The organism is Staphylococcus sp. AtDRG32 (assembly GCF_004365845.1).
GTDB classification, from domain to species: domain Bacteria; phylum Bacillota; class Bacilli; order Staphylococcales; family Staphylococcaceae; genus Staphylococcus; species Staphylococcus hominis.
The window spans coordinates 427,984-454,733 of record NZ_SODE01000001.1; the positions used below are offsets into that span (position 1 = coordinate 427,984).

Consider the following 26,750-nt stretch of genomic DNA (forward strand, 5'->3'; position numbering starts at 1 on the left):
TACATTCTCCTTTAATAAAACTCTATTTTTGTACTTCTTCTTTATAGTCACAATTAGAACAAATCACTTGAGAACTACGTCCTTTTTTATGTTGCATCAAGTAATGATTACATTTTGGACAATCTCTTCCTATTGGTTTATCCCAAGAAATAAAATCACACTCTGGATAATTCGAACAACCATAAAATAATCTATTTTTCTTAGATTTTCTCTCAACTACATCGCCATCTTTGCATTTTGGACAAGTGACACCAATAGTTTTAACAATAGCTTTTGTATTTCGACAATCTGGGAAATTCGAGCACGCCATAAATTTACCATAACGTCCCATTTTTATTACCATAGGAGCTCCACATACTTCACAATCTTCGCCGGCTGGTTCATCTTTAATTTCAACTTTTTCCATTTCTTCCTCTGCACGTGCAACATCTAATTTAAAACTACCATAGAAATTATCGATAACTTTTCTCCAACCGATATCACCTTCAGCAATTTTATCGAGCAAGGTTTCCATATTAACTGTAAATTCAACATCAATAATTTCTGGGAAGTAATCCTTCACTTGCTCATACACGATTTCTCCTAGTTCAGTTGGTACAAAACGTTTACTTTCAAGTTTAACATAATTACGTTTTTGAATTGTGTCAATCGTTGGAGCATATGTTGAAGGTCTACCAATTTTTAATTCTTCTAATGTTTTAACTAATCGTGCCTCTGTGTATCGTGGAGGTGGTTGAGTGAAATGTTGTGCCGGTTCAATTTGTGTTGCAGTTACTTTGTCACCTTGATTTAATTTTGGTAATTTATTTTCTTTATCATTATCTTTGTCATCTTTTGCTTCAACATATAATGTCATAAAGCCTTTAAATTTGATTGTTTGTCCATTTGCTCTAAATTTAATGTCATTTTGTGTTACATCTAAAGCCACAGTATCTAAAACTGCAGGAGCCATTTGACTTGCTACAAAACGTTCCCAAATTAATTTATACAAGCGATGTTGATCACGTGTTAAATATGCTTTCATTTCATCTGGTGTACGTAATGTACTTGTTGGACGAATAGCTTCATGGGCATCTTGATCCCCTTGTTTGCCTTTTGTTTTACGGTTTGAAGTATACTCAGTACCATATTTCTCTTCAATATATGATTTTGCTTCATCTTTAGCAGTTTGTGAGATTCGTGTTGAATCTGTTCTCATATATGTGATTAATCCAACTGTACCTTGTCGTTTCAAATCGATACCTTCATATAATTGCTGTGCTAACATCATAGTCTTACGTGCTTTAAAATTAAGTTTACGTGCTGCTTCTTGTTGTAACGTAGACGTTGTAAATGGATTTGCAGGGTATCTCGTTTTTTCTTTTTTATTTACATTAGTGATTTCAAATTCATCACCATTTAATTCGGATGTAATTTTTTCAACATCTTTTTTTGTTTTTAATTTGTACGGTTTATTTTTATAATGTAAGAATTTAGCAGTGAACTTTGATTTTTTATATCTAAATTCACCTTCAATTGACCAATATTCTTCTGGTTTAAAATTACGGATTTCATTTTCACGATCAATGACTAATCTTAAAGCAACTGATTGTACTCGACCAGCTGACAATCCTTTTTTTACTTTCTTCCATAGTACTGGAGAAATATTATAACCTACAAGTCTATCTAAAATACGACGCGCTTGTTGTGCATCAACTAAATTCATTTCAATACCACGAGGATGTTTAAAACTTTCTTTTACTGCATCCTTAGTGATTTCATTAAATACAACTCTGTTTTCTTTTGATTCTTCAAGTTCTAAAATTTTTGATAAATGCCAAGCAATCGCTTCACCTTCGCGGTCAGGGTCACTAGCTAAGAAAACTTTTTTAGCTTTTTTCGCATATTTTTTTAAATCTTTAACAACAGGACCTTTACCTCGAATAGTTATATATTTTGGTTCATAGTTATCTTCTACGTCTACACCCATTTGACTTCTTGGTAAATCTCGTACGTGTCCCATAGAAGCAATAACTTTATATCGTTTACCTAAATATTTTTCAATGGTTTTCGCTTTTGCAGGCGACTCAACGATGACTAAATTATCTGCCAAAGTGAATTCCCCCTTGCTTTTTCAATTACTAAAGATAAATGATAAACGGTTAATTTTGTTTTTGTCAATATTTTAATCCAATATAGATATTTTTTTGTGAAATATCCTTTGAATTTTCACAATTAATTATTTATATATTTAATCGTTTAAAAAGCGATAATCATATAATATATCTTCTGCTTCTGAAACAATCATTGCACCTTCTTGAGCACGTAATAAATTTCCTTTTGTCAAAGGATTAAACATCGATCCAGGCAGTACATAAACATTTCTATTTTGATCTAAAGCACAATCTATTGTAATTTGACTACCACTTTTAATTTTAGCTTCAGTAATTAATACACCACGAGACAACCCGCTTATCAGACGATTTCTTTCAGGGAATTGATATTTGTTTATTTTTGTTAAAGGAGGATATTCACTTATGACTAAACCAGTTTCTTCAATTATATTGCGTAACTTTCGTGTTTCCTTTGGATAATGATTTAAATGGCCAAAACCTAGAACTGCAATAGTTGGAAGATGATGTTTTAATGCGAATTGATGAGCTATGCTATCAGCACCTTTCGCTAAACCGGATACAATCGTTAGTGGAATATTTATAAAGTGAGGAAACAGATAATCTAGTGCACACTTAGAATAATTTGTGGCCTCACGTGAACCTACAACACCTAAAGTATACGTAGATGATAATAAATGTATATTTCCACGATAAAATAATATAAAAGGATAGTCGTAAATAGTTTTAAGCAATGAAGGATATTGAGAAGAAAATGAAGTAACATAGTTAACCTGATATCTAGAAAGTTGGGTTTGAATATAATCGTAAGAAATCTCTGTTAATTGAGTAAAACGCTTCTTTTTTAAATATAGAGATTCCCATTCATTGATCATTTCAAATTGATCATGTTCATTAACATTGAAAAATTTTGGAAATACATTGAGTAAATGATGAATATGTTGGGTCGTATACCCTATCCATCTCATTTTTAATAAAATAAAATCATTCATGAAGTAAATGTCTCCTTTTAATTTATTATACCGTGAATCATTAACAGTAAAATTTCATTTATAAGACAAATTTGATATATAAATGTAAGGAGTAATAATATTAAAAGATTATGTATACTTTTTGATTTCATAACATGTGAAAAATAGAGCGTTCAGTTATTTATAATATATTGTAGTCTACGATATATATAAGAAAAACTGCCAACAAATTTCAGTAATTGTTGACAGTTTGAATTCAATTATTAATTACATAATTGCTACTTCACTGTTAATAGTTCTTCATAAATGCCTGCTTCTTTTGCCGCTTCAATTAGTGTTGTACCAATTTCTGATGGTGTATCTGCTGTTTTAACACCACATTCATTAAGCGTTTTAATTTTTTCTGCAGCAGTTCCTTTACCACCTGAGATGATTGCACCTGCATGGCCCATACGTTTTCCTGGAGGTGCTGTTTGTCCACCAACAAAACCAACCACTGGTTTAGTCATGTTTGCTTTGACCCATTCAGCTGCTTCTTCTTCAGCAGTACCACCGATTTCGCCAATCATAACAACAGCTTTTGTTTCTTCATCTTCATTAAATGCTTTAAGTACATCGATAAAGTTTGTACCGTTAACTGGGTCCCCACCGATACCTACTGCTGTGGTTTGACCAATACCTTCTTCAGTTAATTGATGTACTGCTTCATATGTTAAAGTACCTGAACGAGAGACAACGCCTACATGTCCCTTTTTATGAATATAACCTGGCATGATACCAATTTTACATTCATCTGCTGTAATTACACCAGGACAGTTTGGTCCAACTAAACGTGTTTTTCTATCCTCTAAATAACGTTTCACTTTAATCATATCAACAACTGGAATATGTTCAGTAATACAGATCACCATATCTAATTCTGCATCAGCTGCTTCTAAAATTGAATCTGCAGCAAATGGTGCTGGTACGTAAACTACTGATACGTTAGCACCTGTTTCTTTTTTAGCTTCAGCTACTGTATTATACACTGGCACGCCTTCAACCACTTGTCCACCTTTACCTGGTGTTACCCCTGCGACAATTTGTGTGCCATAATCAAGCATTTGTTTTGTATGGAAAAGGGCAGTAGACCCTGTAATACCTTGCACCATTACCTTAGTATTCTTATCTATAAATACACCCATTTTAGTGTTCCCATCCTTTCCTTACGCTTCTTTAACAAGTTTAACAATTTGTTGTGCACCTTCAGCCATTGTTGCTGCTGGTTCAATTGCTAGACCAGATTCATTTAAAATCTCTTTACCACGTTTAACATTTGTACCTTCTAAACGAACAACTAAAGGTAAAGTTAATTCGACTTCTTTAACTGCTGCTATAATACCTTCTGCAATCACATCACATTTCATAATTCCACCGAAGATATTTACAAAAATACCTTTTACATTATCATCACCCAAGATGATTTTGAATGCTTCAGTTACTTTTTCTTTTGTAGCACCGCCACCAACGTCTAGGAAGTTAGCTGGATTACCACCGAAATGATTAATTGTATCCATTGTAGCCATGGCTAATCCGGCACCATTAACCATACAACCAATGTCACCATCTAAGGCAATATATGATAAATCATATTTAGATGCTTGAATTTCTTTTGGATCTTCTTCTTCTAAATCACGTAACTCTAAAATATCTTTATGTCTGAATAATGCATTATCATCAAAATTTAATTTTGCATCTAAAGCTAAAACATCACCATCACCAGTTGTTACAAGTGGATTAATTTCAACAATAGAACAATCTTTTTCAACAAAAACATTATATAAAGAAAGTAAGAATTTTGCTGCTTTATTTACAGATTCTTTTGGAATATTAATATTGAATGCAATACGACGTGCTTGGAATGGTGATAACCCTATCACTGGATCGATTGTTTCTTTAAAGATTTTTTCTGGCGTTTTAGCTGCAACTTCTTCAATTTCAGTTCCACCTTCTTCAGAAGCCATCAATGTAATACGATCAGTAGCACGATCAATGACAAAGCCTACATAATATTCTTTTTGAATATCACAACCTTCTTCGATATATAAGCGTTTAACTTCTTTACCTTCAGGTCCAGTTTGATGCGTTACTAATTGCTTGCCTAATAATTCATTAGCATAAGTTTCAACTTCAGACAGTGATTTAGCAATTTTAACTCCACCTGCTTTACCTCTACCCCCAGCGTGAATTTGTGCTTTCACTACATAAACATCTGAATTTAATTCTTTTGCCTTTTCCACCGCTTCTTCAGCAGTAAATGCTACACGTCCTTCTGGAACGGCTACACCCATAGCACGAAATATTTCTTTACCTTGATACTCGTGGATATTCATCTTCCATCCTCCTGTTTCTTAGGTTAAGTTCACTTTAATTATAGAAAATGTAAGCGCTTTTGTAAACTGAAAGTGTTATACTTTTTGCAATAGTTTTTAAATTCAAATAATTTTAATTTTATTTTAATTATATCATTGATTTAACAGGCTCAAACGTTTTACGATGATATGGCGTTATGCCTAATTGTTTTAATCCTTGAAGGTGTGATTTAGTGCCATATCCTACATTTTTTTCAAAATCATAACCAGGATATTTCAGTGCTACTTCCGCCATTAAACCATCCCTATATTCTTTTGCCATGATACTAGCAGCAGCAATAGAAACACTTTTAGCATCTCCTTTAATAATAGAAGTTTGAGGCATTGCATTATCCAATGTCATAGCATCAATAAGTAAATGATTAGGTTGTTGTTTTAATTGATTAATAGCACGTTCCATAGCTAATTTGGTTGCGTTGTAAATATTGAACTCATCAATTTCTTCAGCGCTTGCTATCCCGTAAGCATAGTCATAAACACCTTCTTTCAATTGTTCGTTAAGTATTTTTCGCTTTGTTGCTGAAACTTTCTTCGAGTCATCTAATCCTAAATATTGATGTTCTTTATTTAAAATGACTGCACAAGCTACAACAGGCCCAGCAAGTGGACCACGACCTACTTCATCAATCCCACATATTAAAGCATTAGGATTGTCCTTTAATATTTTATTTTCATATTTATTCATTTGTTGATAATGTTCTTGTGTTTCTTGATCTTTTAAAAGCTGTTTACGACGTCGTACTATATTTTGCTGTACCCCTTTTCTTGTATCACTCATTAATTCATGTTGTTCAAGTGCTTCAATTGAATCAATTGTGTCTAATAATGCTTTAATCTCTTTAATTGTTTGAGGCATAATCTAAGTCCCCTTTCATTTCTGAATAAATATCAAAACAATAAGTTCCAATTTTAGCATTACGCACATCATTAATAATCAATTCGATGACAGCCTCGTAATCGACTTCATTTCCTTTTTGTAATAACCCACGTCGACGTCCAATAGCATCAAACCATTCTAAAATTTCTGCATCAGTTTCTACATCAATATTGTAATGATTCTTCAATCCTTCAACATCATGTTTAATTAAGAATTGTAAACCGTATATTGCTACTTCATCTAAGTGCACGATACTATCTTTAATGGCACCAGTAAGGCTTAGTTTTTTACCTACAGTTTCATCTTCAAATTTAGGCCATAAAATACCTGGCGTATCTAGCAGTTGTAATGCTTTACCTACTTTAATCCATTGTTGTTGTTTCGTTACTCCCGGCTTATTTCCTGTTTGAGCAATGTTTTTTTTAGCTAACTTATTAATTAATGTAGATTTTCCCACATTAGGTATACCAACAATCATGGCACGTATAGCTCTAGGTTTAAGTCCTTTCGCTTTCTCTTTCTCAAACTTTTCTTTAGTCGCTTCAATTGCAGCATTTTCTACGCCTTTTAAATTTTTGCCGTGTTTCGCATCAACTGCTACAGGATAAAAACCTTTATCAGTAAAGAAATGTTCCCACTTTTGCATTTCATTTAAATTCGACATATCTTTTTTATTTAAAATAACTACGCGTGGTTTTTGTTTAATGACATCATCAATCATTGGATTTCTTGAACTATACGGTATACGTGCATCAACAAGTTCAAATACCACATCTACTTTCTTAAGTTGTTCTGTCACTTCTCTTTTGGCTTTTGCCATATGCCCTGGATACCATTGAATCACCATGACATTCACCCTACTTTCGTTAAATTTATTTCAACTGTTCGATTATAATCAATATTTAAAATCTTCACTACTATTATCAATTCTATTATATTTTAACATGCTATTTCATATTCATTAAATCGCTACTATTAAAAACAAATTTCTAATTTTTTATAAAACATATAAATACTTTTATTAGGAAGTTTAATACACTACAATTTAGTATGTAGTCATTTTTTAATTATTAATAGGACATTCTAACTACAGAGGTTTAATATGAAAAAATTTTTTACTTATCTAGGAATTTTTATAGCACTGTCCATCATAGGCCATAGTTATGTCATTTATCGTTTTATTCACGATGGCATTTTATTTACAGGTCCAAATGATGGAATGGAACAAATGGTTCCAATTCAAATGTATTTATTTGATAAATGGAGTAGTGGCAATTTGTTTTATTCCACCGATTTTGGATTAGGTGGAGATTTCTTTACAGATCTTAGTTACTACTTCTCCACAAATATTTTATTTATAATAAATGTAGTATTTATTGCACTTATTAAAATTTTTATTCCTTTACATACGCATGATATATTATTTTGGATGATTAATGCCCTTGTTATGTCCATGATTAAAGCAACGATTGCTATGTATTGCACTTACTTATATAGTAAATACATTTCAAATAACAAACGGTTAAGCTTAGTTGTAGCGTTTTTATTTGTTATGTCACCCTTATATTATCGCTTTACAGTGTATTGGCCCTTCTTTAGTGATGTGTTTGTTTGGATGCCGTTATTACTACTCTCTATTGAAAGAGTCTTGCAAAAACAGAAGTTTGGACTATTCATTGTTACTGTTTCTTTAATACTAATTAATAACTTTTATTTTGCATATTATCTTTGTTTAATAGGTGGGGGTTATATACTGATTCGTGTAATATTTAGACACCCAAAAGATATTCTCTCAAGAAGTAAAGCATTTTTAACTTTAATCATTAGTGCCCTGTTAGGTTTAGGCAATAGTTTATTTATCTTTTTTCATGGTGCTCAAAGCTTTTTAAATAACCGTCGTGTGCCTTTTTCTGGAGCAGTTGATACATTTGAAAAATTAGATATTAATACAAATATTTTCTTTGATAATTATTTAATTGTATTATTATTTATTACCATTCAAGCTCTTTTAAGTTTTAAATTATATAAACATTATTATTATCGTTTATTTGCTATCCTTACCTTTGTATTTATCATATTTAGTTTTATACCTTTCATCGACCAAGTATTTAATGGTTTTTCAGCACCTCAAAAGCGTTGGCATTTTATTTTAGCTTTTAATTCCACACTATTAATCGGATTATTTTTAAAATATTTCAAAACACTAACTACAAAATCTTATCTAATAAGTAATATTATTGCAGAATTAGTTATATTTATAAGCGCTATAATATATCATAAATTTTTAGCATGGTTCATATTAGTCCCTATTGTATCTTTAATTGGACTGATGGTTCTTATCATTAAAGATCGTACATATCGTTTTAAATTAAGTTATTTATATAATATTTCAATTATATTATTAAGTATCTTGGTCTCTATAGTATTCATTAAAAATCAAATTTACTATAAAGATCACACTGATCGTGGAAATACGTTTTATATTAATTCCAGTTTATATAGTTCCGACTTACAACGTGCGCTTGTCAAAGAAATGAATCAAAATAAGCATGAGGATGAACGTATCGATTGGAGAGTCAACGAACAAGATAATACACCGATGTATCAACATTTTAAAGGGTTAAGTTTGTATTCAAGTATTTTCCATCATAATATACTCGATTATTATTACGATGCTTTAAAAATTAATTTAGCTGAGGAGTCATTGAGTCGATATCAATCAACGAATGGACGACAAAATATCGCGAGTCTATTTTCAGTGCGTTATATGATGCTAAAAAATTATCAAAATAACTTACCTTCCTACTTCAAAAAAATAAAATCAAGCGGGCAATATGGTATTTATGAAAATACACTTAACTTACCCTCTGTTAAAGTAACTGATTCTATATACAATAGTAAAAAATTAACAACTGCAATTGATAGAGAACATGCAATGTTAAAAGGTGTTATTTTAAACAATGAAGGCACAAGTTATAAAGATAAAGCTCCTAATTTATTAACTCAATCATCATTGAGTTATAAAAATCTAAAACATTTAAATGGTAATGTCTATAAAGTAATTGGAGATAAAGGTGGAACATTAACAATACACTTACCTCAATCATTACGCCAAAAGTATGATGATTTTTACGTTACGATGAAAATAAAGCGTGGTCATCCCGATAGTAATTACACAGTCTCTGTGAATAATTATGCAAATCACCGATTATTTAATAATTCTACTTATCGTACTGGTATTGATACACAACTTTATCGAACACAACCTGATAATAAAGGAAACATCAATATCACTTTATCTCCTAAAGGAACATTTTATTTAAATCTTCAACAATTAAATGGTGAAAACTATAAAATATTAAAACAAATGCATGAAAAAGCTGATTTTAATAACAAATATAAAGATATTAAAAATGGCGTCGAAGTCAACTTAGCTAAACATGATAAAGGGATTGCTTCAATTAATATTCCTTATAGAGAAGGTATGCAAGCGTATGTTGATGGACACCGTATTAAACCTATGAAAGTTAATTACATGATGACAGGCGTTCCTGTTAATTCATCTGCCAAAAAAATAATTATTAAATATCAACCACCTTATTGGAATACTATGATTTTAATTTCACTAATCAGTATAATAATAAGTGTTGTATTTGTTAGATTTGTTAATACCAAAAAGAGAAAGATGAGGAAAAACATTGATCAATAAAATTCGGTCCAATCGATTATTGACCTTTTTATCTATATTTATAATTGCTAATATCATTTCTTTGGCAGTTTATTATCCATTTATTCGAGATTATGTCAAAGAAGGATTTGTATTTAGTGGTTCCGGAGATGGTTTTAGACAAATGATGCCATTTCAAATGTACTTATATGAACATTATAGTAAGTTCAAAGGAGCCTATGATCAATCATTTGGATTAGGTGGAGATTACATTAAGGGGTTAGCCTATTATTATTCTTTATCTCCGATAATGTGGATTAATTTTTTTATAATCTGGGTAAGTCACTTTTTATTTCATTGGCAAACGAGTCACATCGCCTTTTGGGCAACTAACCAATTAATAATCGCTTACGCTAGAACGATTATTACAATTATTGTTGTATTTTACTACTTAAAATGGCTAAAGTTGAAAACGGCGCCATTGCTTATCGCTACTATTTTATATGGTGCATCCACTCTTGTTCTTTACTATAACTATACATGGTCATTTTATGGAGACTTATTGATTTTATTACCTTTATCTTTATGGGGAATGGAACGTTTCTTCCAAAAAAGAAGAATAGGGCTATTTATCTTTTCAGTTGCGCTGACCTTATTTTCTAATTTTTATTTCAGTTACTACCAAGCTATTGTATTAGGGATTTATTTCATATTAAGAATCATTTTTAAATATCGTTATGATATCGTATCAAGATGGGAAAAATTTTATTTACTCGTTATTGGTGCAATACTTGCGCTTTTATCTAGTATTTTAGGATTCTATACAGGTGTATCTTCATTCCTAAATAATGATAGAGCCCAAAATAATGACTTTAATATTACATTGTTTACAGATTTAACACAAAATAAATATCATATTTTTTCTGATGGTTTTTATATCACAGTTTCGATTATTGCATTGATGGCGTTATTTACGTTTAAGTTATATCGTCACTACTATTATAAAATTTTTGCTATTATCACTTGGTTTTTACTTATTGGATCTTTATCACAATACTTTGATAGTGCATTTAATGGCTTTTCACTGCCACAACGTCGATGGGTATACTTTTTATCTATTTCAACTAGTATCTTAATTGCATTATATATTCAATATTTATCTGAACTTACATTAAAACAATATTTACTTGTAGCAATTCCGGTATTTATATTTGGTTTATATCACTATATATTTACAAGTACTTATGTCAATTGGATGATTGTACCATTATTTTTAATCATCGTTTTAACCTTTGTAGTATGGAAAAAACAATGGTTATATCAACCCTATATACTAATAGCTATTGTGTTACTATTCTTTGTACAACAAATTATGATGACACACGATTCACGAGCTCGTACTATTGATCCGTATGCAACAACTACAAAAACATTAACAGATTCAAGTTATTATAACCATAAACTTGCTAAAAGAATTAATAATATTAAGAAACAAAAAGATAATAAAAATCCTTTCCATCGTATCGATTATATGTCAGCCTATGCACTCAATTCACCATTTATTTACCATTATAATGGCATTTCACTTTATTCAAGTATTTTTGATGGTGATATATTAAAATACTATGATAAAGAAATGCAAATTAATATGCCTGTTGATAAGAATAGTACATATCGATACTTAGGGAACCGAGCAAATTTAGAAGCCATGTGGGATGTTCAAAATCGGTTCCGACATCCTAACGATCTGAATATGCCTTATGGTTTTAAAAAGGTAGATACTATCAATAATGGTTCAGATAAATTAATTCATTCAGAAAATACTATTAATTATCCAGCCACTCATATTACTAATAAGATTTTTAATAAACATGATCTCAAATCGCCATTAGATCGTGAGCAAGCGATGCTACAAGGTGTAGTATTAGATGATGATTCAATAAAAGCGAATACTTCTTTCACTCAAAATAAAAACCTATTAAGTAAAGCATATCAATCTACACATAATGCTACTTGGAAAGATAAAACTCATTTAAATGTAGAAAAAAATAATGGTGGTATCACATTGACATTACCTAAAACTTTAGCTAATCAATATAAAGATATGTATGTCGAAATGGATGTAGAATTGTTAGCTCCAGATATTGAGCATTCTATAGGAGTAAATGAATATGCTCAAAATCGTAATATGCTAAGTTATAAATATCGACGTTTTGTAACTCCTGTAACAATGAGAGTAAAAGCGTCGGATCAATTAAAGATTCGTCTTACTAAAGGACATTATCGACTATCTATTAAAGGTATCTATGGAGAAGATTATCATACATTAAAACAAGCTTCTAAATCACTTAAACCTGTGACTATTTCACAATTTAGAAGTGGCTATACATTCACTAAACCTAAAGGAACTTCTGGATACTTAGTGGTCCCAATCGTCTATACTAACGGTATGCACGCAAGTGTTAATGGACACGATGTAGATGTAAAACAAGCTAACGGTATTATGACAGCTATTCCAGTCAAGAAAAATGATACTCATATTGAATTATCTTATACACCACCACATTTTTATAAACTATTAATTTTGAGCGTTATCGGAATAATAAGCAGTATAATATTTAGCAGATATTTAAAAAGAAAAAATCAATTAAAATAAAAAGCGCCTGGGTCATAATTCCTAGCAAAATAGCCAGTAAATGAGTTTATTATAAATTCATTTACTGGCTTCTTTATTTACAAATACTACGTATTGTTGACTCACTTTCTTAGGGGACAGGTTTAGCCTGTAGTCTTCAGTTTGTCCTGTTCTCTCAAGAATCTTGCCAAAATACTTTGTTATATGTAATTTTACATTGAAATATTTAAAAAAAATAAGGTTCTTTCCTATAATTTAATAAACTTCACTAAACTAAATTAACGAGGTGTCTTATGTATAAAGATGATAACATGACACAATTTACTCTACCAATGGAAACTTCAGTTCTCATTCCCATAAACGATATTGTAAAAACAATTACTAAGACTGAATTCGATAAATTCATTTGTCCAAACAATACCAAAAACAAAAACCATCTACAATCTACAGTCAAAGAAAAATCGATGTAGAGCCTGTTTTTGCATTTATGAAGGCGATTTTGTTTCCCTCGAATATCCATTAGAGAAATAAATAAAGCTAAAAGAGAACTAGAATTTGTGCTAATAGCACTTAATATGAGAAAAGTAATAGCTCGATGAGTTGAAAATAATCAAAAAAATTATAAAAAAGACAATTTCTATATTATTTCAATAGAAATTGTCCTTTTTTACTTATCCTGGAACTTTAGTCCCGGACTCTTTTTTAAATGCGTATTAACTTACCCATTTTTTAGTATGGTTTTCTATATACTGATTAGCGAATTTCTTGAATTCTTGCAGCTTTACCACGTAAACTACGTAAGTAGTATAATTTAGCACGACGTACTTTACCGCGACGTTTAACTTCGATTTTTTCGATTTTTGGAGTGTGTAATGGGAATGTACGTTCCACACCTACACCTGAAGAAATTTTACGAACTGTGAAAGTTTCAGAAATTCCTCCACCACGGCGTTTAATTACAACACCTTCGAAAACTTGGATACGTTCACGTGAACCTTCGACGATACGTACGTGTACACGTAACGTGTCACCAGTACGGAAAGTTGGTAAGTCTGTGCGTAATTGTGATTTTGTAACTGCTTCGATTAACTTATGATTACTCATTTTTATACTCTCCTTCAACCTATGTTCTTGCCTAGACAATCATATAGCAGCGGATCATAGTGATTTTTAGTGTCTTTTCACACTTGATATATATTAGCATACTCCTAGTTGTTTTTCAATTGATTTTTATAGCTTTCTAAAAATTCTTTATCCTTATCACTTAATTGATACTTTTCTAGTAAATCCGGACGTTTATGCAAAGTGCGTATTAATTTTTGTTCATGTCGCCATTTTTCTATATTTGCATGATTTCCAGATAATAATACGTCAGGTACAGTCATATCTTTATATTCTCTTGGTCGCGTATATTGTGGGAATTCAAGTAAACCATCTGAGAAAGAATCATCTTGATGGGATTGTTCATTACCAAGTACTCCAGGAATTAACCTAACGATAGCATCAGTCATAGTCATAGCTGGTAATTCTCCACCAGTCAATACATAATCCCCCATTGAAATTTCATCGGTTACTAAATTTTCTCTAATTCTTTCGTCATATCCTTCGTAATGTCCACAAATAAATACAATATGTTCAGCTTCACTCAATTCTTCAGCAATTGCTTGAGAGAATGGTCGTCCTTGAGGACACATGAGAATGACACGCGTTTTATCAGTACGCTTTAAATCTTGCATTGCATTAAATACTGGTTCTGGTTTTAAAACCATTCCTTGACCGCCACCATACGGATAATCATCCACTTGATTATGTTTATTTTCAGCGTAATCTCTAAAGTTTACAGTATTAATTTCAATAATATTTTTATCTTGCGCACGCTTCAAAATCGAATGATTTAGAACGCCGTCGAACATTTCTGGAAATAATGTTAGGTAATCTATTTTCATTATTCTAATAATCCTTCCATTGGCGTAATACAAATTGTTTTATGTTCAACATCTACTTCTTTAACGACATCTGCTATATATGGGATAAGGTACTCTTTGTCACCTTTAACAACCCATACATCATTGGCACCAGTTTCAAAAATATTAATTACTCTTCCAATTGGTGTATCATTATTAAACACCGTACACCCAATAATATCAGAATAATAAAATTCGTTTTCATTCAATTCAATATCCTCATGATCACGTTCTTGGAATAAATAATCTCCTTTATATTGTTCGATGTCATTAATATTATTAATACCTTCAAATTTAAGCATGTGGAATCCTTTATGTATACGATATGATGTAATAGTCATTTCTATTTCATTATGGTGGTGATTTACGATAAGGACTTCTCCAGGTTGAAAACGTGTATCAGTAAAATCGGAATTAGATTTTACTTTTATTTCTCCTTTAATCCCATGTGTATTTACAATTTGTCCTACTTCTACTTGCATCCTTATCCTCCTTACATAGTCGTTTATTTATACATATTAACATGTTTCTTATAGAGTGCACATATAATAAAAGCCTGTGACATACCTTATGTCACAGACCAGTTATTATATGATATTATTATCAATTATTTTGAACGTTTTTGTTCATCAAATGTTTTTAAAATACCTTGTTTTGATAAGATATTGTGAACAGTATCAGTTGGTTTTGCACCGTCTTTTAACCATTTCAAAGCTAATTCTTCATCGATTTTAACTTCTGGTGCATTTACACTTGCTGGATTGTAAGTACCGATTTGTTCGATGATACGACCATCACGAGGTGAACGCGCATCAGCTACAACGATACGATAGAATGGATTTCTTTTTGAACCTAAACGAGTTAAGCGAATTTTAACTGCCATTTATAAAACTCTCCTTTAAATCTTTTAATTTTTATTTTCTACAAGAAATAATAATAACAGGAACATTCAACTTTGTAAAGATTTTTTTCTTTACCAAATCTAGATTTATGAAATAAATCGTAAATTTGATTATGTACTAGCTTTAGCTAGGGCTTATCTTTATTCATTTTGGTTATGCATATACCAATATACATGCATTCCTTTACTTATTTATGAAAAAGCGGAATAACACTTAAAATGTTATTCCGTCTTCATTACTTTCTAGAATGGTAAATTCATGCCTTTTAACATATTTTCCATTTGGCTACGTTTACCTTTTTTACCTTTACGACCATTACCCGTAAATTGTTTCATCATTTTTTTCATATCATTAAATTGTTTCATTAAACGATTCACTTCCTGCAATGAACGGCCTGAGCCTTTTGCTATACGTTTCTTTCTTGAAACATTTAAAATTGCTGGATCTTGTCTTTCATTAGGTGTCATTGATTGAATAATAGCTTTAATATGGTCAATTTGTTTATCGCTCATATTTAGCTTATCTAAGCCTTTCATTTTATTCATACCTGGAATCATCTTCATAATATCATCCAGTGGTCCTAGATTCTTCACTTGATCCAATTGTTCTAAGAAGTCATCTAATGTAAATGAAGACTCACGCATTTTCTTTTCTAAATCTTTAGCTTTTTCTTGGTCCACATCTTGTTGCGCTTTTTCGATAAGACTTAATACATCACCCATACCTAGTATACGAGATGCCATACGCTCTGGATGGAATAATTCTAAACCATCCATTTTTTCACTCATACCAACAAATTTAATTGGTTTATGTGTTACTGCACGAATAGAAAGTGCCGCACCACCACGAGTATCTCCATCTAATTTAGTTAAAGTCACACCAGTGACATCTAATTGCTCATCAAATGATTGCGCAACGTTCACAGCATCTTGTCCTGTCATTGCATCTACAACAAGCATAATTTCATCTGGTTTTGAGATTTCTTTAACATCAGCTAATTCATTCATTAATGTTTCATCAATGTGTAAACGTCCCGCCGTATCGATAATTACAAAGTCCAAATGTTCTTCTTTAGCATATCTTAATGCGTTATCTACAATTTGTTGTGGTTTAACTTGATCACCTTCACTATAAACAGGTACATCAAGTTGTTTACCTACTGTTTGTAATTGATTAATCGCAGCTGGACGATATATGTCGGCTGCTACTAACATTGGCTTTTTATTATATTTTTTTCGCATTAACAATGCCAATTTACCAGCAGTAGTTGTTTTACCTGCCCCTTGTAAACCAACCATCATTACAACTGTGGGTGGCTTATTAGCCATTTTAATAGATGTATTTTCTCCACCCATTAATTGTGTTAATTCATCTTGTACTATTTTTATAACTTGTTGTCCAGGTGTTAAAGACTGCATAACGTCTGATCCCAAAGCACGTTCGGAAACTGTTTTAACAAAGTCTTTGACTACCTTGAAGTTAACATCGGCTTCTAACAATGCTAATCTAACTTCACGCATCATTGTTTTAATATCCGCTTCTGTTACTTTACCTTTACCGCGAATTTTTTGCATCGTGGCTTGTAAACGATCGGATAATCCTTCAAATGCCATATTAACAACCTCCTTATAAATTATTCTAGTTCTTCTAAATTTTGGATTAAATGTTCCAGTTTTTTAGTATCATGAATGGATTGTTTCATTTCGTTATAAATCATTTGACGTTGTTCAAATTTCTCATATAACTTTAATTTAGTTTCATAGTCTTCTACTAAATCGCCAGTTCTTCTTATATTATCATAAACCGCTTGTCTACTCACTTTAAACGTTTCAGCAATTTCACTTAATGAGTAATCATTTAGATAAAATAATTCAAGATAATTCTTTTGTTTTTCAGTAAGCAAAGAATGATAAAAATCAAATAGATAATTCATTCTTAACGTTTTAACTAAATCATTTTTCCCCATTTTGGTGTTCCTCATTATTGTTTGTTAAGCTTTGCATTTCATCAGGGATATTATCATTTTGCTCAATCATATCAGCAAACAGTCCATATACATAACTTTCAGGATTAAATGGTTGTAAATCATCTAGTTTTTCACCTAAACCAACGTATTTAACAGGAATATGCAATTCATTTCGAATAGCAAGTACAATACCACCTTTTGCTGTGCCATCTAATTTAGTGAGCACAATCCCTGAAACGTTGGTTACTTCTTTGAATGAACGTGCTTGTGATAGTGCATTTTGACCAGTGGTTGCGTCTAAACATAATAATGCTTCATGTGGTGCATCTGGAACAGCACGACTAATGACTCTTTTCATTTTGTCCAATTCTTGCATTAAGTTTGATTTATTTTGTAAACGACCTGCTGTATCACAAATTAATATATCTACACCTTTATTCTTAGCCGCATTGATTGCATCATAAACAACTGCTGCAGGATCAGAACCTTCGCTTTGTCTGATTACCTCTACGCCTACACGATCGCCCCAAACTTGTAATTGTTCAATTGCACCTGCTCTGAAAGTATCACCAGCAGCCAACATAACTTTTTTACCTTCCATTTTATAACGATGTGCCAATTTACCAATCGTTGTAGTTTTACCTACACCATTGACCCCAACCATTAAAATGACATTTAATCGGCCATCTTCGATATTCATTGCTTCTGAATGATCATCTTCTTGGTGATAAATTTCTACAATTTTTTCAACGATAACTTCTCTTAAACCTTCAGTTTCTTTGATATTACGACGTTGTGCTTCTGTACGTAATTCATCCGTTAATTGCATAACCGTATTGAAACCTACATCCGCAGTAATCAACATTTCTTCTAAAGCTTCGAAGAAATCTTCATCTACAGTTCGATAACGTGCAATCAAGTTATTTAATTGCTCTTGGAAGTTTTCTCTTGATTTTTCTAAACCTGCTTTAAATTTCGCTCCCATTTTTTGAGCTTCAATTTCTTCAAAATCTTCAATTGAAATTAACCCATCTTCATCGAAGTCAGCTTCGCTTAATTTACGTGGTTTTTTCTTTTTTGGTGCGGGTTCTTCATTTTCTTGTTCATTGTCTTTTGTTGATGGTTGATCTAATTCCTCATCTTCCGTTAATTCCTTTTCAATATCTTCAGTCGACTTTGTAGAAAATTTATCTTTCAGTCGTTTGAAAAAACTCATGCATTTTCCTCCTTCATAACCTCATCTATTGTATTTAAATTTACACTTACTAATTTTGAAACGCCTGACTCTTGCATTGTAACACCATATAAACGATCCGAATACTCCATTGTACCTTTTCTATGCGTAATGACGATAAACTGTGTTTTTTCAGATAAATCATTTAAAAATTGTGCGTAACGAATAACATTGGCTTCATCCAAAGCTGCTTCCACTTCGTCTAGTATAACAAATGGTGCTGATCTTACTTTTAAAATAGCAAATAGTAATGCAATAGCACTTAATGCGCGTTCGCCACCACTTAATAGAGAAAGATGTTGTAATTTTTTACCTGGTGGTTGAACAATAATATCTACTCCTGCAGACAAGTAATCATCATCCGTAAGCTCTAACTTGGCATGACCACCACCAAAAAGTGATTGAAATACAGATGTAAAATAATCTTGTACTTCAAAAAATGTAGCTTTGAAACGATCTTTTACTTCTTGATCCATTTCATCAATGATTTGTTCTAAAGTCTGTTTTGCTTCTCTTAAATCATTTCTCTGTTCATTCAAAAATGTATAACGCTCATTTAATTCTTCAAATTGTTCAATAGCATTAACATTAACTGAACCTAATTCTTCAATTGACATCTTAGTTAATTTCACTTTTTTTCTTAATGTTTCTATTGGAACATCTGATTGATACGTTTCTCTCGCACGTTCAAGTGTAAGATGATACGTTTCATTTAAATGATTCATTGCATGATTAATAAGAACATCTAATTTAGACTGTTGGGCCTTAATATCTTGATAAAAACTTTCAATGGATAATAAATCTTGATGGCATTGTTCGAGTTTGTACTCATGAATTTCAATATCTTCATTTATAGACTCTTTTTGTTCTTTTAAAGCATCAAGTTTTTGTTTTAATGTATCACGTTGAGACGCTTTATCTTGGATACTTGATTGAAGCTGTTGAAATGCTTTTTCGCCCATCATATCGTCAGAATTAAATAATTCTATTTTCTCTTTAGTTGCTATGATTTGTTGGTTAATTTGTGCATGTTGTTTGTCTATTCTTTCCAACGACATAGTTTGATGGCTTATTTTTTCTTTAACGACTGCAACATCAGAACGTTTTTGATTTAATTCTTTTTCAACTTGCGATACATTTTCTTTACCCTCTTTAGAGAGCTTTGAATATACCTCTATGTCCTTTTCAAGTTGTTTTAGTTGCTCTTGAATTTCAGATAACCGTAATTGTTGTTGTTTTAATGTATGACGACTTTTTTCACTTTGATAGCCATCATTTTTCTCAAATTCAAATTCTTCATGTTCACTTTTTATATGTGTTTCTTGTTTTTTTAATCGATCTAAAGTCAATGTTTCTTCGTGAGCGGTGGCTTTTAATTGATGATATTGTTGACTTAAATCTACATACTTATTACTTAATGTCTCAACTTCCTCTTTTTGATTTTGCAATTGTTGTTCGAATTCTTTTGTTTTCTCTTCGTAGTCGTTTAATTGTGTTTTCATTGTTGTCAATTCATCTTTTTGAGCTAAAATACTTTTTGATTGACGCATTCCGCCACCTGACATTGATCCTCCTGGATTAACGATATCTCCTTCTAAGGTAACGATTCGCGCTTTATATTGAATCGCTCTTGCAAGTTCATTCGCAATTTTAAGATTCTCCACTATAATGGTAGTACCCATCAAATTATCTATGACAGCTTGATACGTTTGATTAACTTCAACCGCTTCAGATGCAATATTAATAAAACCATCAAAATTTCGAGCTACATTTTGGATATGATGAGATAAACTTCTTGCTCTAATTACATTTAGTGGTAAAAATGTTGCTCTTCCTAATCCTCGTTGTTTTAAAAATTTTATCGCCTGGCGACCATCTTTTTCATTATTTACAATAATGTGTTGTAAGGAGGCTCCTAACGCTGTTTCAATCGCTTGTGTTAATTTTGATGGTACCTTGATGACTTCGGCTACTGCACCATGAATACCACTTAAAGTATTCTCTTTTGCTTTTAATATATGTTTTACTCCATTAAAAAAGTAGGAATAGTCTTCTGCTTGTGTTTCTAAACTTTCCATACGCACACGCATTTTATCAGTATATCGATACGCTTGATATAACTTATCTTCATATGTCGCTTCTATACGTTTTGTTTCAGATAAACGATATTCAACGTCACGCATGTCTTTCTCTGTTACATTCATTTTTTGTGATGTAGTAGTATGCGCTTGTTCGGTTTGATGTATGTCCTTTTGAATATGTTTAAGTTGATCAAATACTTCTATTAATCTTGCATCGAGACGTGTTTTTTTGGTTTCATTTTCTTGAATAGTACGTTCTAAAAAACGAATATCATTATTCACTTCAGATTGCTCGGACATTAATTCATAATATTCATTTTTAATAGTTTCTAATTTTTCATCATGTTGTGCATCTGTAAGATTAAGTTTTGATTCTAACTGTTTAATCTCTTTATTAAGCGATTGATGCTGTTTTTTAAGTTTAGATACTTGTTCTAAAGAAAGTTCTCTTTCATCTTGAACATTCTTTAATTCATATTGTAAATTATCTAATTCTTCTTCAAAACGTGCATTCGTTTCTGATTGATTTCTTTTTCGCTCTTCAAGGACATTTAATTTTCCAATAAATTTTTCATATTCCTCAGTTGTAGTAATTAAATCTATATTAACGTGGTCGGTATCTCTTTCAAGCTTTTGACGTTGTGTTTTTTGTTTTTGTAAATATTGATTTAATTGAGCTTGTTGGCCTTCTTTTTCAGCTTGTTGGCTTTTTAGATGATTCAATCGTTCATCGAGTTGACGATTCTCTTCATCATATTGATTAATATCGTGTACAGTTACGACAACATCACTATGCTCCATCTCTTTTGATAATTGTAAGTATTCTTTAGCAATAGATGCTTCTGCTTTTAGAGGTTCAACACGCCCTTCTAAATCATATAAAATATCTTCTACTCGAGATAGATTATCTTCTGTATGACCTAGCTTTTGTAAAGATTCCGTTTTTCTTTTTTTATATTTTAAAACACCCGCTGATTCTTCTATGATTTGACGTCGGTCAACAGGTTTAGCATTTAAAATTTCATCTACTCTACCTTGTGAAATAATACTAAACGCTTCTTTTCCTAGACCAGAATCTAAAAATAACTCTGTAATATCGCGTAGACGTGCCCTATCATTATTTAAATAATATTCGCTTTCTCCACTACGATAAAGACGACGTGTTACAATCACATCATCAGCCTCAATCTGCAACCCTCTTGTAGAATTATCTAATTTTAATTGTACTTCTGCATAATTTTGTGCTTGACGATGTTCTGCCCCTGAGAAAATAATATCTTCCATTTTAGAGCCACGAAGCGACTTAGCAGATTGTTCTCCTAAAACCCATTTAATCGCATCAGTAATATTACTTTTTCCACTACCATTTGGACCAACAATTGCTGTCACGCCTCTATCGAACTGTACATTCGTACGATCTGCAAATGACTTAAAGCCAATGGTATCTATAGATTTCAAATAAACCATACTCTTCTCCTTAATTCATTCATACTCATTCTTGTTGAAAAGAAGATAATATATGAAATGCGTTCATTATTATTTGTTCTCATCTCTTAACTTATGATAAGCACTTTCAGCTGCTTTTTGTTCAGATTCTTTTTTTGTTCTGCCTTGTCCTTTTGCGATTGCTTTATTTTCTAAAATCACTTCAGATGTAAATAAACGATGGTGTGCTGGACCTTCTTCTTTAATCAAATGATACGTCACATCCCCTTTACTTTGACTATGAATATATTCTTGGAATTGTGTTTTAAAATCGACCACGCCAATTAATTCATTATGTTCTACATATGGAAAAATGACTTTTTGAGCAAACTTCCAGACTACTTCTAAGCCTTGGTCTAAGTATAAAGCCCCAATAAACGCTTCAAAAGCATCTGATACTAATGAAGGTCTTGTTCTACCACCTGTTTTTTCTTCACCTTTTCCAAGTAAAATGAGTTGATTTAATTCAATTTTATTTGCAAATATTACAAGTGAGGGTTCACATACGATTGTCGCTCTCATTTTAGTTAAATTTCCTTCTGGTAAATTAGGATATTTGTCAAAAAGGTAACGTGAAACCGTCAATTCTAATACCGCATCTCCTAAAAATTCTAAACGCTCGTTATGCGCTAATCGATCCATATTAAAATCATTAATAAAGCTAGAGTGCGAAAACGCTTGTTGGTACACATCTAAATGAGTATAACTAAGACCAAGCATCTTCATTTTTTTATCAAATTGATATTGAAAATCTTTAATCATTTCTGATTGTTTCGGGTGCATGATTGATAAACCTCCGTTCATGTTATTGATGTCCTATGAAAAAAATCTGAGCCATCATGACGACGACTCAGATGTAAGTTTTTATTTTTCAAGACTATTGATGTATTTAACTGCATCACCAACAGTGTTGATTTTTTCAGCTTCTTCATCAGGAATTTCAGTACCAAATTCGTCTTCTAATTCCATCACTAATTCAGCGATATCAAGTGAGTCAGCGCCTAAATCATCTTTGAAAGATGCATCTTCTGTTACTTTATCAGCGTCTACACCTAAACGGTCAACGATGATATCTTTTACTTTATCGAAGTTTTCCACGTCGATTCACCTCCTTTAAAAGTGTCTATCCATAGACTATTATATTTTCCCATTTTAAGGGCTAAAACACAAGTATTTATTAAAAGGATATAATGACTATTTATCCTTTTAAATACATGACGTATATATTACATATACATGCCACCATTAACTGATAACGTTTGACCTGTAATATATTTCGCACGATCAGATGCTAAAAATGACACTGCATAGGCAATATCTTTATCTTCTCCAAAACGTGATAATGGAATTTGCTCCAACATTTGTGATTTAAGATCTTCATTTAATGCATTTGTCATATCTGAGACGATAAACCCAGGCGCAACTGCATTAACAGTAATACCACGTGAAGCAAGTTCACGTGCACTTGATTTTGTCAGTCCTTCAATACCTGCTTTTGTCGCTACATAATTAGCTTGTCCAGCATTACCCATAGCCGCTACAATACTAGATAAATTGATAATAGCACCGCTACGTTGGCGTAACATTTGTGGCGTAGCTTTTTGAATACAATTAAATGTCCCTTTTAAGTTAGTATTAATAACGTCATCCCATTCTTGCTCTTTCATTCGCATTAATAAATTGTCTTTTGTAATACCTGCGTTGTTTACAAGAACATCTAAAGAGCCAAATTGATTTACAACTTCTTTAATCATGGCTTTGACTTGATCACCTTCAGCAACGTTTGCTTGTATTGCAAAACTTTCTACGCCTTTTTCTTTGATTTCTTTAACCACTGCTTCTGCTTTTTCTTTATTACCCGCGTAATTAACTGCTACATTGAATCCATCTTCTGCTAATTGCAATGCAATACTACGTCCAATTCCTCTAGAAGCACCAGTTACTAATGCACTTTTAGTCATTTTCATTCCATCCTTTCACATCTTCTAATGTTTGAATCGATGTAATTTTTACATCTCGATTAATTTTTTTAATTAAACCAGATAATACTTTACCAGGCCCAATTTCAATAAAATGATCCACGCCTTGGTCTATTAACCACTCTGTAGATTTAATAAATTGTACTGGTGAATAGAGTTGTTTCACCATATTTTGTTTAATCGTTTCTGCTTTTGTTTCTCCATGAGCATTATAATTTTGAACGATAGGAAATTGAGCATCATTCCAAGTGAATTGATCAATAAATGAAGCGAAATCCTCTTCAATTACTTGCATCATTGAAGAATGGAAGGGACCTGATACTGCTAAAGGAATCACACGCTTCGCACCTAAAATTTTTCCTTCTTTAGTTAATTTATCAATCAGCGCCTTATGCCCAGATACAACAATTTGACCTGGTGCATTAATATTGGCAGGTTCAATTAATTGATCTCCAAATGAAATTTCTTTACAAATTTCATCTACTTCTTCATAACTTAACCCTAAAACAGCAGCCATACTTCCTACACCATTTGGAAAAGCTTGAGTCATTAATTCGCCACGCTTACGCACAATTTTCACTGCATCTTCAAATTTTAGTACGCCAGCAGCCACTAAACTTGAATATTCACCAAGACTATGCCCCATTGTATAGTCAGCATCTATACGGTTTAGTGCTTCTAGTAATGCAATACTATGTGTTAACAATGCAGGTTGAGTATTCTCAGTTTCTCCTAATTTTTTCTCTTTATCTGTAAACATCGTTTCTAATAAATCAAAATCAACAGTTGTTTGCGCTGATTCTAAAACAGAAGTCGCATCTTTATTAACATGATATAAATCTTTAGCCATTCCTACTTTTTGTGCACCTTGTCCAGGAAAAACAATTGCAGTTTTACTCATTGTCACCACCTACCGTTTCTCTCATAATTTTTACTATTTGTTCATCACCAGCAATTTTAGCTTGTCGAATTGCAGAATAGAATGCACGTGCATTTGAACCACCATGTGCTTTTACTACAGTACCATCTAACCCTAAAAGAACAGACCCACCATATTCTGCATAGTCTAATTTTTTCGCAAACTTACTGATATCTTTTTTCAATATCGCAGCAGCAAGCTTATTTTTTAAATTAGCTAGTAGTGTACCTTTTAACATTTTTCCAATTGATTTAGCAGTACCTTCGATGTTTTTTAGTACCATATTTCCAGTATAACCATCAGTGACAACTACATCTGTGTCACCCTCCATCAATGTTTTAGCCTCAATATTTCCATTAAATCGGAGACTCGCTTCATCTTTTAATAATTGATATGTTTTTTTAGTCAAGGCATTTCCTTTTGCTGGTTCAGTTCCGATATTCAACAATGATATTTTAGGTTGTTGAATACCTCTAATTTTTTGAGCATAAATATTACCTAGCTGTGCATATTGCAATAAGTGTTCAGGTTTTGCATCTGCATTGGCTCCAACATCTAAAAATACAAATCCTTTACCATCGATAGTAGGTAATGTGACAACAAGTGCTGGTCTAGCTACGCCTTTAATACGTCCGACGATAAATAGCCCTGCTGACATTAAAGCACCTGTATTACCAGCAGATACACAACCATCTGCCTCACCAGATTTAACCGCTTCTGCCATGCGTACCATTGAGCTGTCTTTTTTTCTTTTAATGGCACGTACAGGCTCATCTTCCATCTCAATTTTTTCTGAACAATGTCTAAATTCTATACGCTTATGATTTAATGTATATTGTTTTTCATCACCAAATAAAATAATTTCTAAATCTTTAAAATCATTGATTGCTTTCTCTACAGCTTCTAATACGATGCCTGGTGCATTGTCGCCACCCATCATATCTACAGCAATTTTAACCATGGTTTTCATCCTCACTTATATAAAACATTTTAAATATGCCTGTAAAAACGAGTGTATCTTTTACAAAAGATTCCACTTTTATATCATAATGTCGATTTGTTCTATTGATTACGGTTGCTTCTGCTCTAACATTATCATGCAACTTTACTTTTTCAATAAATTTCAAATTACTTTCTTGAGTTAAAACAGTAGAGTTATGTATTAGGGCTACACATAATGAATTAGCTTGAGCAAATAAAATATGCCCACGTGCAATACGTGTTTTTTGAAACACATACTCTTCTGTAATTTCTATAATAGATTGGGCAGAATAATTAGGTTTAACTTGAATAAGATCCCCAATCACTTCATTAGCTTCCAATCCTTTGATATATTCATAATTTTGTTTGGCTACAGATTTAATACGTTTACGTAATTCAGGAATATTAAGTTGTGTGCGATCCAGACGGATAGTTTGAATACTTACGTTGAATAATTCACACAATTCACTATCCGTAATAAAGGGGTTTTCATTAATCGCCTTCTTAATCTCATGACGACGTTCTGTTTTTTTTAATTTCATACTTTCCTCCCCTTTAAATATTTTA

General features: G+C 31.9%; 23 protein-coding genes and 1 pseudogene. 4 read left to right on the forward strand and 20 right to left on the reverse strand.

The window, feature by feature from the left end:
• Positions 1–22 precede the first annotated feature (22 nt).
• The 6 genes from topA to ylqF all read right to left on the reverse strand — a co-directional run bounded on the left by topA (position 23) and on the right by ylqF (position 7,217).
• Positions 23–2,092 (reverse strand): type I DNA topoisomerase, encoded by a 2,070-nt coding sequence (gene topA, locus BDW25_RS02065; RefSeq protein WP_017174596.1) that lies wholly within the window; start codon positions 2,090–2,092, stop codon positions 23–25.
• Between the two features lie 138 nt (positions 2,093–2,230).
• On the reverse strand, positions 2,231–3,103 hold the full coding sequence (gene dprA, locus BDW25_RS02070; RefSeq protein ID WP_019835580.1) for a DNA-processing protein DprA: 873 nt from the start codon (positions 3,101–3,103) through the stop codon (positions 2,231–2,233).
• Positions 3,104–3,360: 257 nt separating this feature from the next.
• Entirely contained in the window at positions 3,361–4,266 is a 906-nt protein-coding gene (gene sucD / locus BDW25_RS02075; protein WP_002448725.1) for a succinate--CoA ligase subunit alpha, read from the reverse strand.
• A 21-nt stretch (positions 4,267–4,287) separates the two neighbouring features.
• Positions 4,288–5,454: an ADP-forming succinate--CoA ligase subunit beta gene (gene sucC / locus BDW25_RS02080; protein WP_133944731.1), complete on the reverse strand. Its 1,167-nt coding sequence runs from the start codon at positions 5,452–5,454 to the stop codon at positions 4,288–4,290.
• A 127-nt stretch (positions 5,455–5,581) separates the two neighbouring features.
• Positions 5,582–6,349 carry a ribonuclease HII gene (locus tag BDW25_RS02085; RefSeq protein ID WP_002455424.1) on the reverse strand — a complete coding sequence of 256 codons (768 nt, stop codon included), beginning with the start codon at positions 6,347–6,349 and terminating at the stop codon, positions 5,582–5,584.
• Positions 6,333–7,217 (reverse strand): ribosome biogenesis GTPase YlqF, encoded by an 885-nt coding sequence (ylqF, locus tag BDW25_RS02090; protein ID WP_049336491.1) that lies wholly within the window; start codon positions 7,215–7,217, stop codon positions 6,333–6,335. The genes BDW25_RS02085 and ylqF overlap by 17 nt, the downstream gene beginning before the upstream one ends.
• A gap of 255 nt (positions 7,218–7,472) precedes the next feature.
• On the opposite strand from ylqF, the gene BDW25_RS02095 reads away from it, so the two are divergent.
• From BDW25_RS02095 to BDW25_RS11000, 4 genes and pseudogenes are all read left to right on the forward strand, one after another.
• On the forward strand, positions 7,473–10,079 hold the full coding sequence (locus BDW25_RS02095; RefSeq protein WP_002488702.1) for a YfhO family protein: 2,607 nt from the start codon (positions 7,473–7,475) through the stop codon (positions 10,077–10,079).
• A complete protein-coding gene (locus BDW25_RS02100; protein ID WP_133944733.1) occupies positions 10,069–12,693 on the forward strand; it encodes a YfhO family protein in 2,625 nt (874 codons plus the stop codon). The genes BDW25_RS02095 and BDW25_RS02100 overlap by 11 nt, the downstream gene beginning before the upstream one ends.
• 290 nt (positions 12,694–12,983) lie before the next feature.
• The gene (locus BDW25_RS11155; protein ID WP_172848035.1) at positions 12,984–13,142 is read left to right on the forward strand and encodes a hypothetical protein; all 159 of its coding nucleotides are present in this window, start codon (positions 12,984–12,986) and stop codon (positions 13,140–13,142) included.
• Positions 13,103–13,389 (forward strand): annotated as a pseudogene (locus BDW25_RS11000) (transposase); the annotation flags it as partial. The gene BDW25_RS11155 and the pseudogene BDW25_RS11000, both read left to right, overlap by 40 nt.
• A gap of 36 nt (positions 13,390–13,425) precedes the next feature.
• On the opposite strand, the gene rplS reads toward BDW25_RS11000, so the two are convergent.
• From rplS to fapR, 14 genes are all read right to left on the reverse strand, one after another.
• Positions 13,426–13,776 (reverse strand): 50S ribosomal protein L19, encoded by a 351-nt coding sequence (gene rplS / locus BDW25_RS02105; RefSeq protein ID WP_002448843.1) that lies wholly within the window; start codon positions 13,774–13,776, stop codon positions 13,426–13,428.
• 104 nt (positions 13,777–13,880) lie between these two features.
• Positions 13,881–14,618 (reverse strand): tRNA (guanosine(37)-N1)-methyltransferase TrmD, encoded by a 738-nt coding sequence (gene trmD / locus BDW25_RS02110; RefSeq protein WP_002448830.1) that lies wholly within the window; start codon positions 14,616–14,618, stop codon positions 13,881–13,883.
• Entirely contained in the window at positions 14,618–15,118 is a 501-nt protein-coding gene (gene rimM, locus BDW25_RS02115) for a ribosome maturation factor RimM (RefSeq protein ID WP_002448854.1), read from the reverse strand. The genes trmD and rimM overlap by 1 nt, the downstream gene beginning before the upstream one ends.
• A gap of 125 nt (positions 15,119–15,243) precedes the next feature.
• Positions 15,244–15,519, reverse strand: coding sequence for a 30S ribosomal protein S16 (gene rpsP, locus BDW25_RS02120; RefSeq protein WP_002448807.1), 276 nt, complete (start codon positions 15,517–15,519; stop codon positions 15,244–15,246).
• Positions 15,520–15,780: 261 nt separating this feature from the next.
• Positions 15,781–17,151, reverse strand: a complete 1,371-nt coding sequence (gene ffh / locus BDW25_RS02125) for a signal recognition particle protein (protein WP_002448737.1) — start codon at positions 17,149–17,151, stop codon at positions 15,781–15,783.
• 20 nt (positions 17,152–17,171) lie between these two features.
• The gene (locus BDW25_RS02130; RefSeq protein ID WP_002448806.1) at positions 17,172–17,504 is read right to left on the reverse strand and encodes a putative DNA-binding protein; all 333 of its coding nucleotides are present in this window, start codon (positions 17,502–17,504) and stop codon (positions 17,172–17,174) included.
• Positions 17,491–18,720, reverse strand: coding sequence for a signal recognition particle-docking protein FtsY (gene ftsY, locus BDW25_RS02135; protein WP_002488662.1), 1,230 nt, complete (start codon positions 18,718–18,720; stop codon positions 17,491–17,493). Before ftsY ends, BDW25_RS02130 begins: the two co-directional genes overlap by 14 nt.
• Positions 18,717–22,286 carry a chromosome segregation protein SMC gene (smc, locus tag BDW25_RS02140; protein WP_133944736.1) on the reverse strand — a complete coding sequence of 1,190 codons (3,570 nt, stop codon included), beginning with the start codon at positions 22,284–22,286 and terminating at the stop codon, positions 18,717–18,719. Before smc ends, ftsY begins: the two co-directional genes overlap by 4 nt.
• 69 nt (positions 22,287–22,355) lie before the next feature.
• Positions 22,356–23,087, reverse strand: coding sequence for a ribonuclease III (rnc, locus tag BDW25_RS02145; RefSeq protein ID WP_002448736.1), 732 nt, complete (start codon positions 23,085–23,087; stop codon positions 22,356–22,358).
• 81 nt (positions 23,088–23,168) lie between these two features.
• Entirely contained in the window at positions 23,169–23,402 is a 234-nt protein-coding gene (locus tag BDW25_RS02150) for an acyl carrier protein (protein WP_001830184.1), read from the reverse strand.
• Between the two features lie 128 nt (positions 23,403–23,530).
• Entirely contained in the window at positions 23,531–24,265 is a 735-nt protein-coding gene (gene fabG, locus BDW25_RS02155; RefSeq protein WP_133944738.1) for a 3-oxoacyl-[acyl-carrier-protein] reductase, read from the reverse strand.
• Entirely contained in the window at positions 24,258–25,184 is a 927-nt protein-coding gene (fabD, locus tag BDW25_RS02160; RefSeq protein ID WP_002455435.1) for an ACP S-malonyltransferase, read from the reverse strand. The genes fabG and fabD overlap by 8 nt, the downstream gene beginning before the upstream one ends.
• A complete protein-coding gene (gene plsX, locus BDW25_RS02165; RefSeq protein ID WP_049336515.1) occupies positions 25,177–26,163 on the reverse strand; it encodes a phosphate acyltransferase PlsX in 987 nt (328 codons plus the stop codon). The genes fabD and plsX overlap by 8 nt, the downstream gene beginning before the upstream one ends.
• A complete protein-coding gene (gene fapR, locus BDW25_RS02170; RefSeq protein ID WP_049336517.1) occupies positions 26,156–26,725 on the reverse strand; it encodes a transcription factor FapR in 570 nt (189 codons plus the stop codon). Before fapR ends, plsX begins: the two co-directional genes overlap by 8 nt.
• Between the last annotated feature and the right edge of the window lie 25 nt (positions 26,726–26,750).

Coding starts and splice junctions, on each gene's coding strand:
- dprA (WP_019835580.1), bottom strand. CDS start 3,103: ATGAATGATTTTATTTTATTAAAAATGAGATGGATAGGGTATACGACC.
- sucD (WP_002448725.1), bottom strand. CDS start 4,266: ATGGGTGTATTTATAGATAAGAATACTAAGGTAATGGTGCAAGGTATT.
- sucC (WP_133944731.1), bottom strand. CDS start 5,454: ATGAATATCCACGAGTATCAAGGTAAAGAAATATTTCGTGCTATGGGT.
- BDW25_RS02085 (WP_002455424.1), bottom strand. CDS start 6,349: ATGCCTCAAACAATTAAAGAGATTAAAGCATTATTAGACACAATTGAT.
- ylqF (WP_049336491.1), bottom strand. CDS start 7,217: ATGGTGATTCAATGGTATCCAGGGCATATGGCAAAAGCCAAAAGAGAA.
- BDW25_RS02095 (WP_002488702.1), top strand. CDS start 7,473: ATGAAAAAATTTTTTACTTATCTAGGAATTTTTATAGCACTGTCCATC.
- BDW25_RS11155 (WP_172848035.1), top strand. CDS start 12,984: ATGACACAATTTACTCTACCAATGGAAACTTCAGTTCTCATTCCCATA.
- rplS (WP_002448843.1), bottom strand. CDS start 13,776: ATGAGTAATCATAAGTTAATCGAAGCAGTTACAAAATCACAATTACGC.
- trmD (WP_002448830.1), bottom strand. CDS start 14,618: ATGAAAATAGATTACCTAACATTATTTCCAGAAATGTTCGACGGCGTT.
- rimM (WP_002448854.1), bottom strand. CDS start 15,118: ATGCAAGTAGAAGTAGGACAAATTGTAAATACACATGGGATTAAAGGA.
- rpsP (WP_002448807.1), bottom strand. CDS start 15,519: ATGGCAGTTAAAATTCGCTTAACTCGTTTAGGTTCAAAAAGAAATCCA.
- ffh (WP_002448737.1), bottom strand. CDS start 17,151: ATGGCATTTGAAGGATTATCCGATCGTTTACAAGCCACGATGCAAAAA.
- BDW25_RS02130 (WP_002448806.1), bottom strand. CDS start 17,504: ATGGGGAAAAATGATTTAGTTAAAACGTTAAGAATGAATTATCTATTT.
- ftsY (WP_002488662.1), bottom strand. CDS start 18,720: ATGAGTTTTTTCAAACGACTGAAAGATAAATTTTCTACAAAGTCGACT.
- smc (WP_133944736.1), bottom strand. CDS start 22,286: ATGGTTTATTTGAAATCTATAGATACCATTGGCTTTAAGTCATTTGCA.
- rnc (WP_002448736.1), bottom strand. CDS start 23,087: ATGCACCCGAAACAATCAGAAATGATTAAAGATTTTCAATATCAATTT.
- fabG (WP_133944738.1), bottom strand. CDS start 24,265: ATGACTAAAAGTGCATTAGTAACTGGTGCTTCTAGAGGAATTGGACGT.
- fabD (WP_002455435.1), bottom strand. CDS start 25,184: ATGAGTAAAACTGCAATTGTTTTTCCTGGACAAGGTGCACAAAAAGTA.
- plsX (WP_049336515.1), bottom strand. CDS start 26,163: ATGGTTAAAATTGCTGTAGATATGATGGGTGGCGACAATGCACCAGGC.
- fapR (WP_049336517.1), bottom strand. CDS start 26,725: ATGAAATTAAAAAAAACAGAACGTCGTCATGAGATTAAGAAGGCGATT.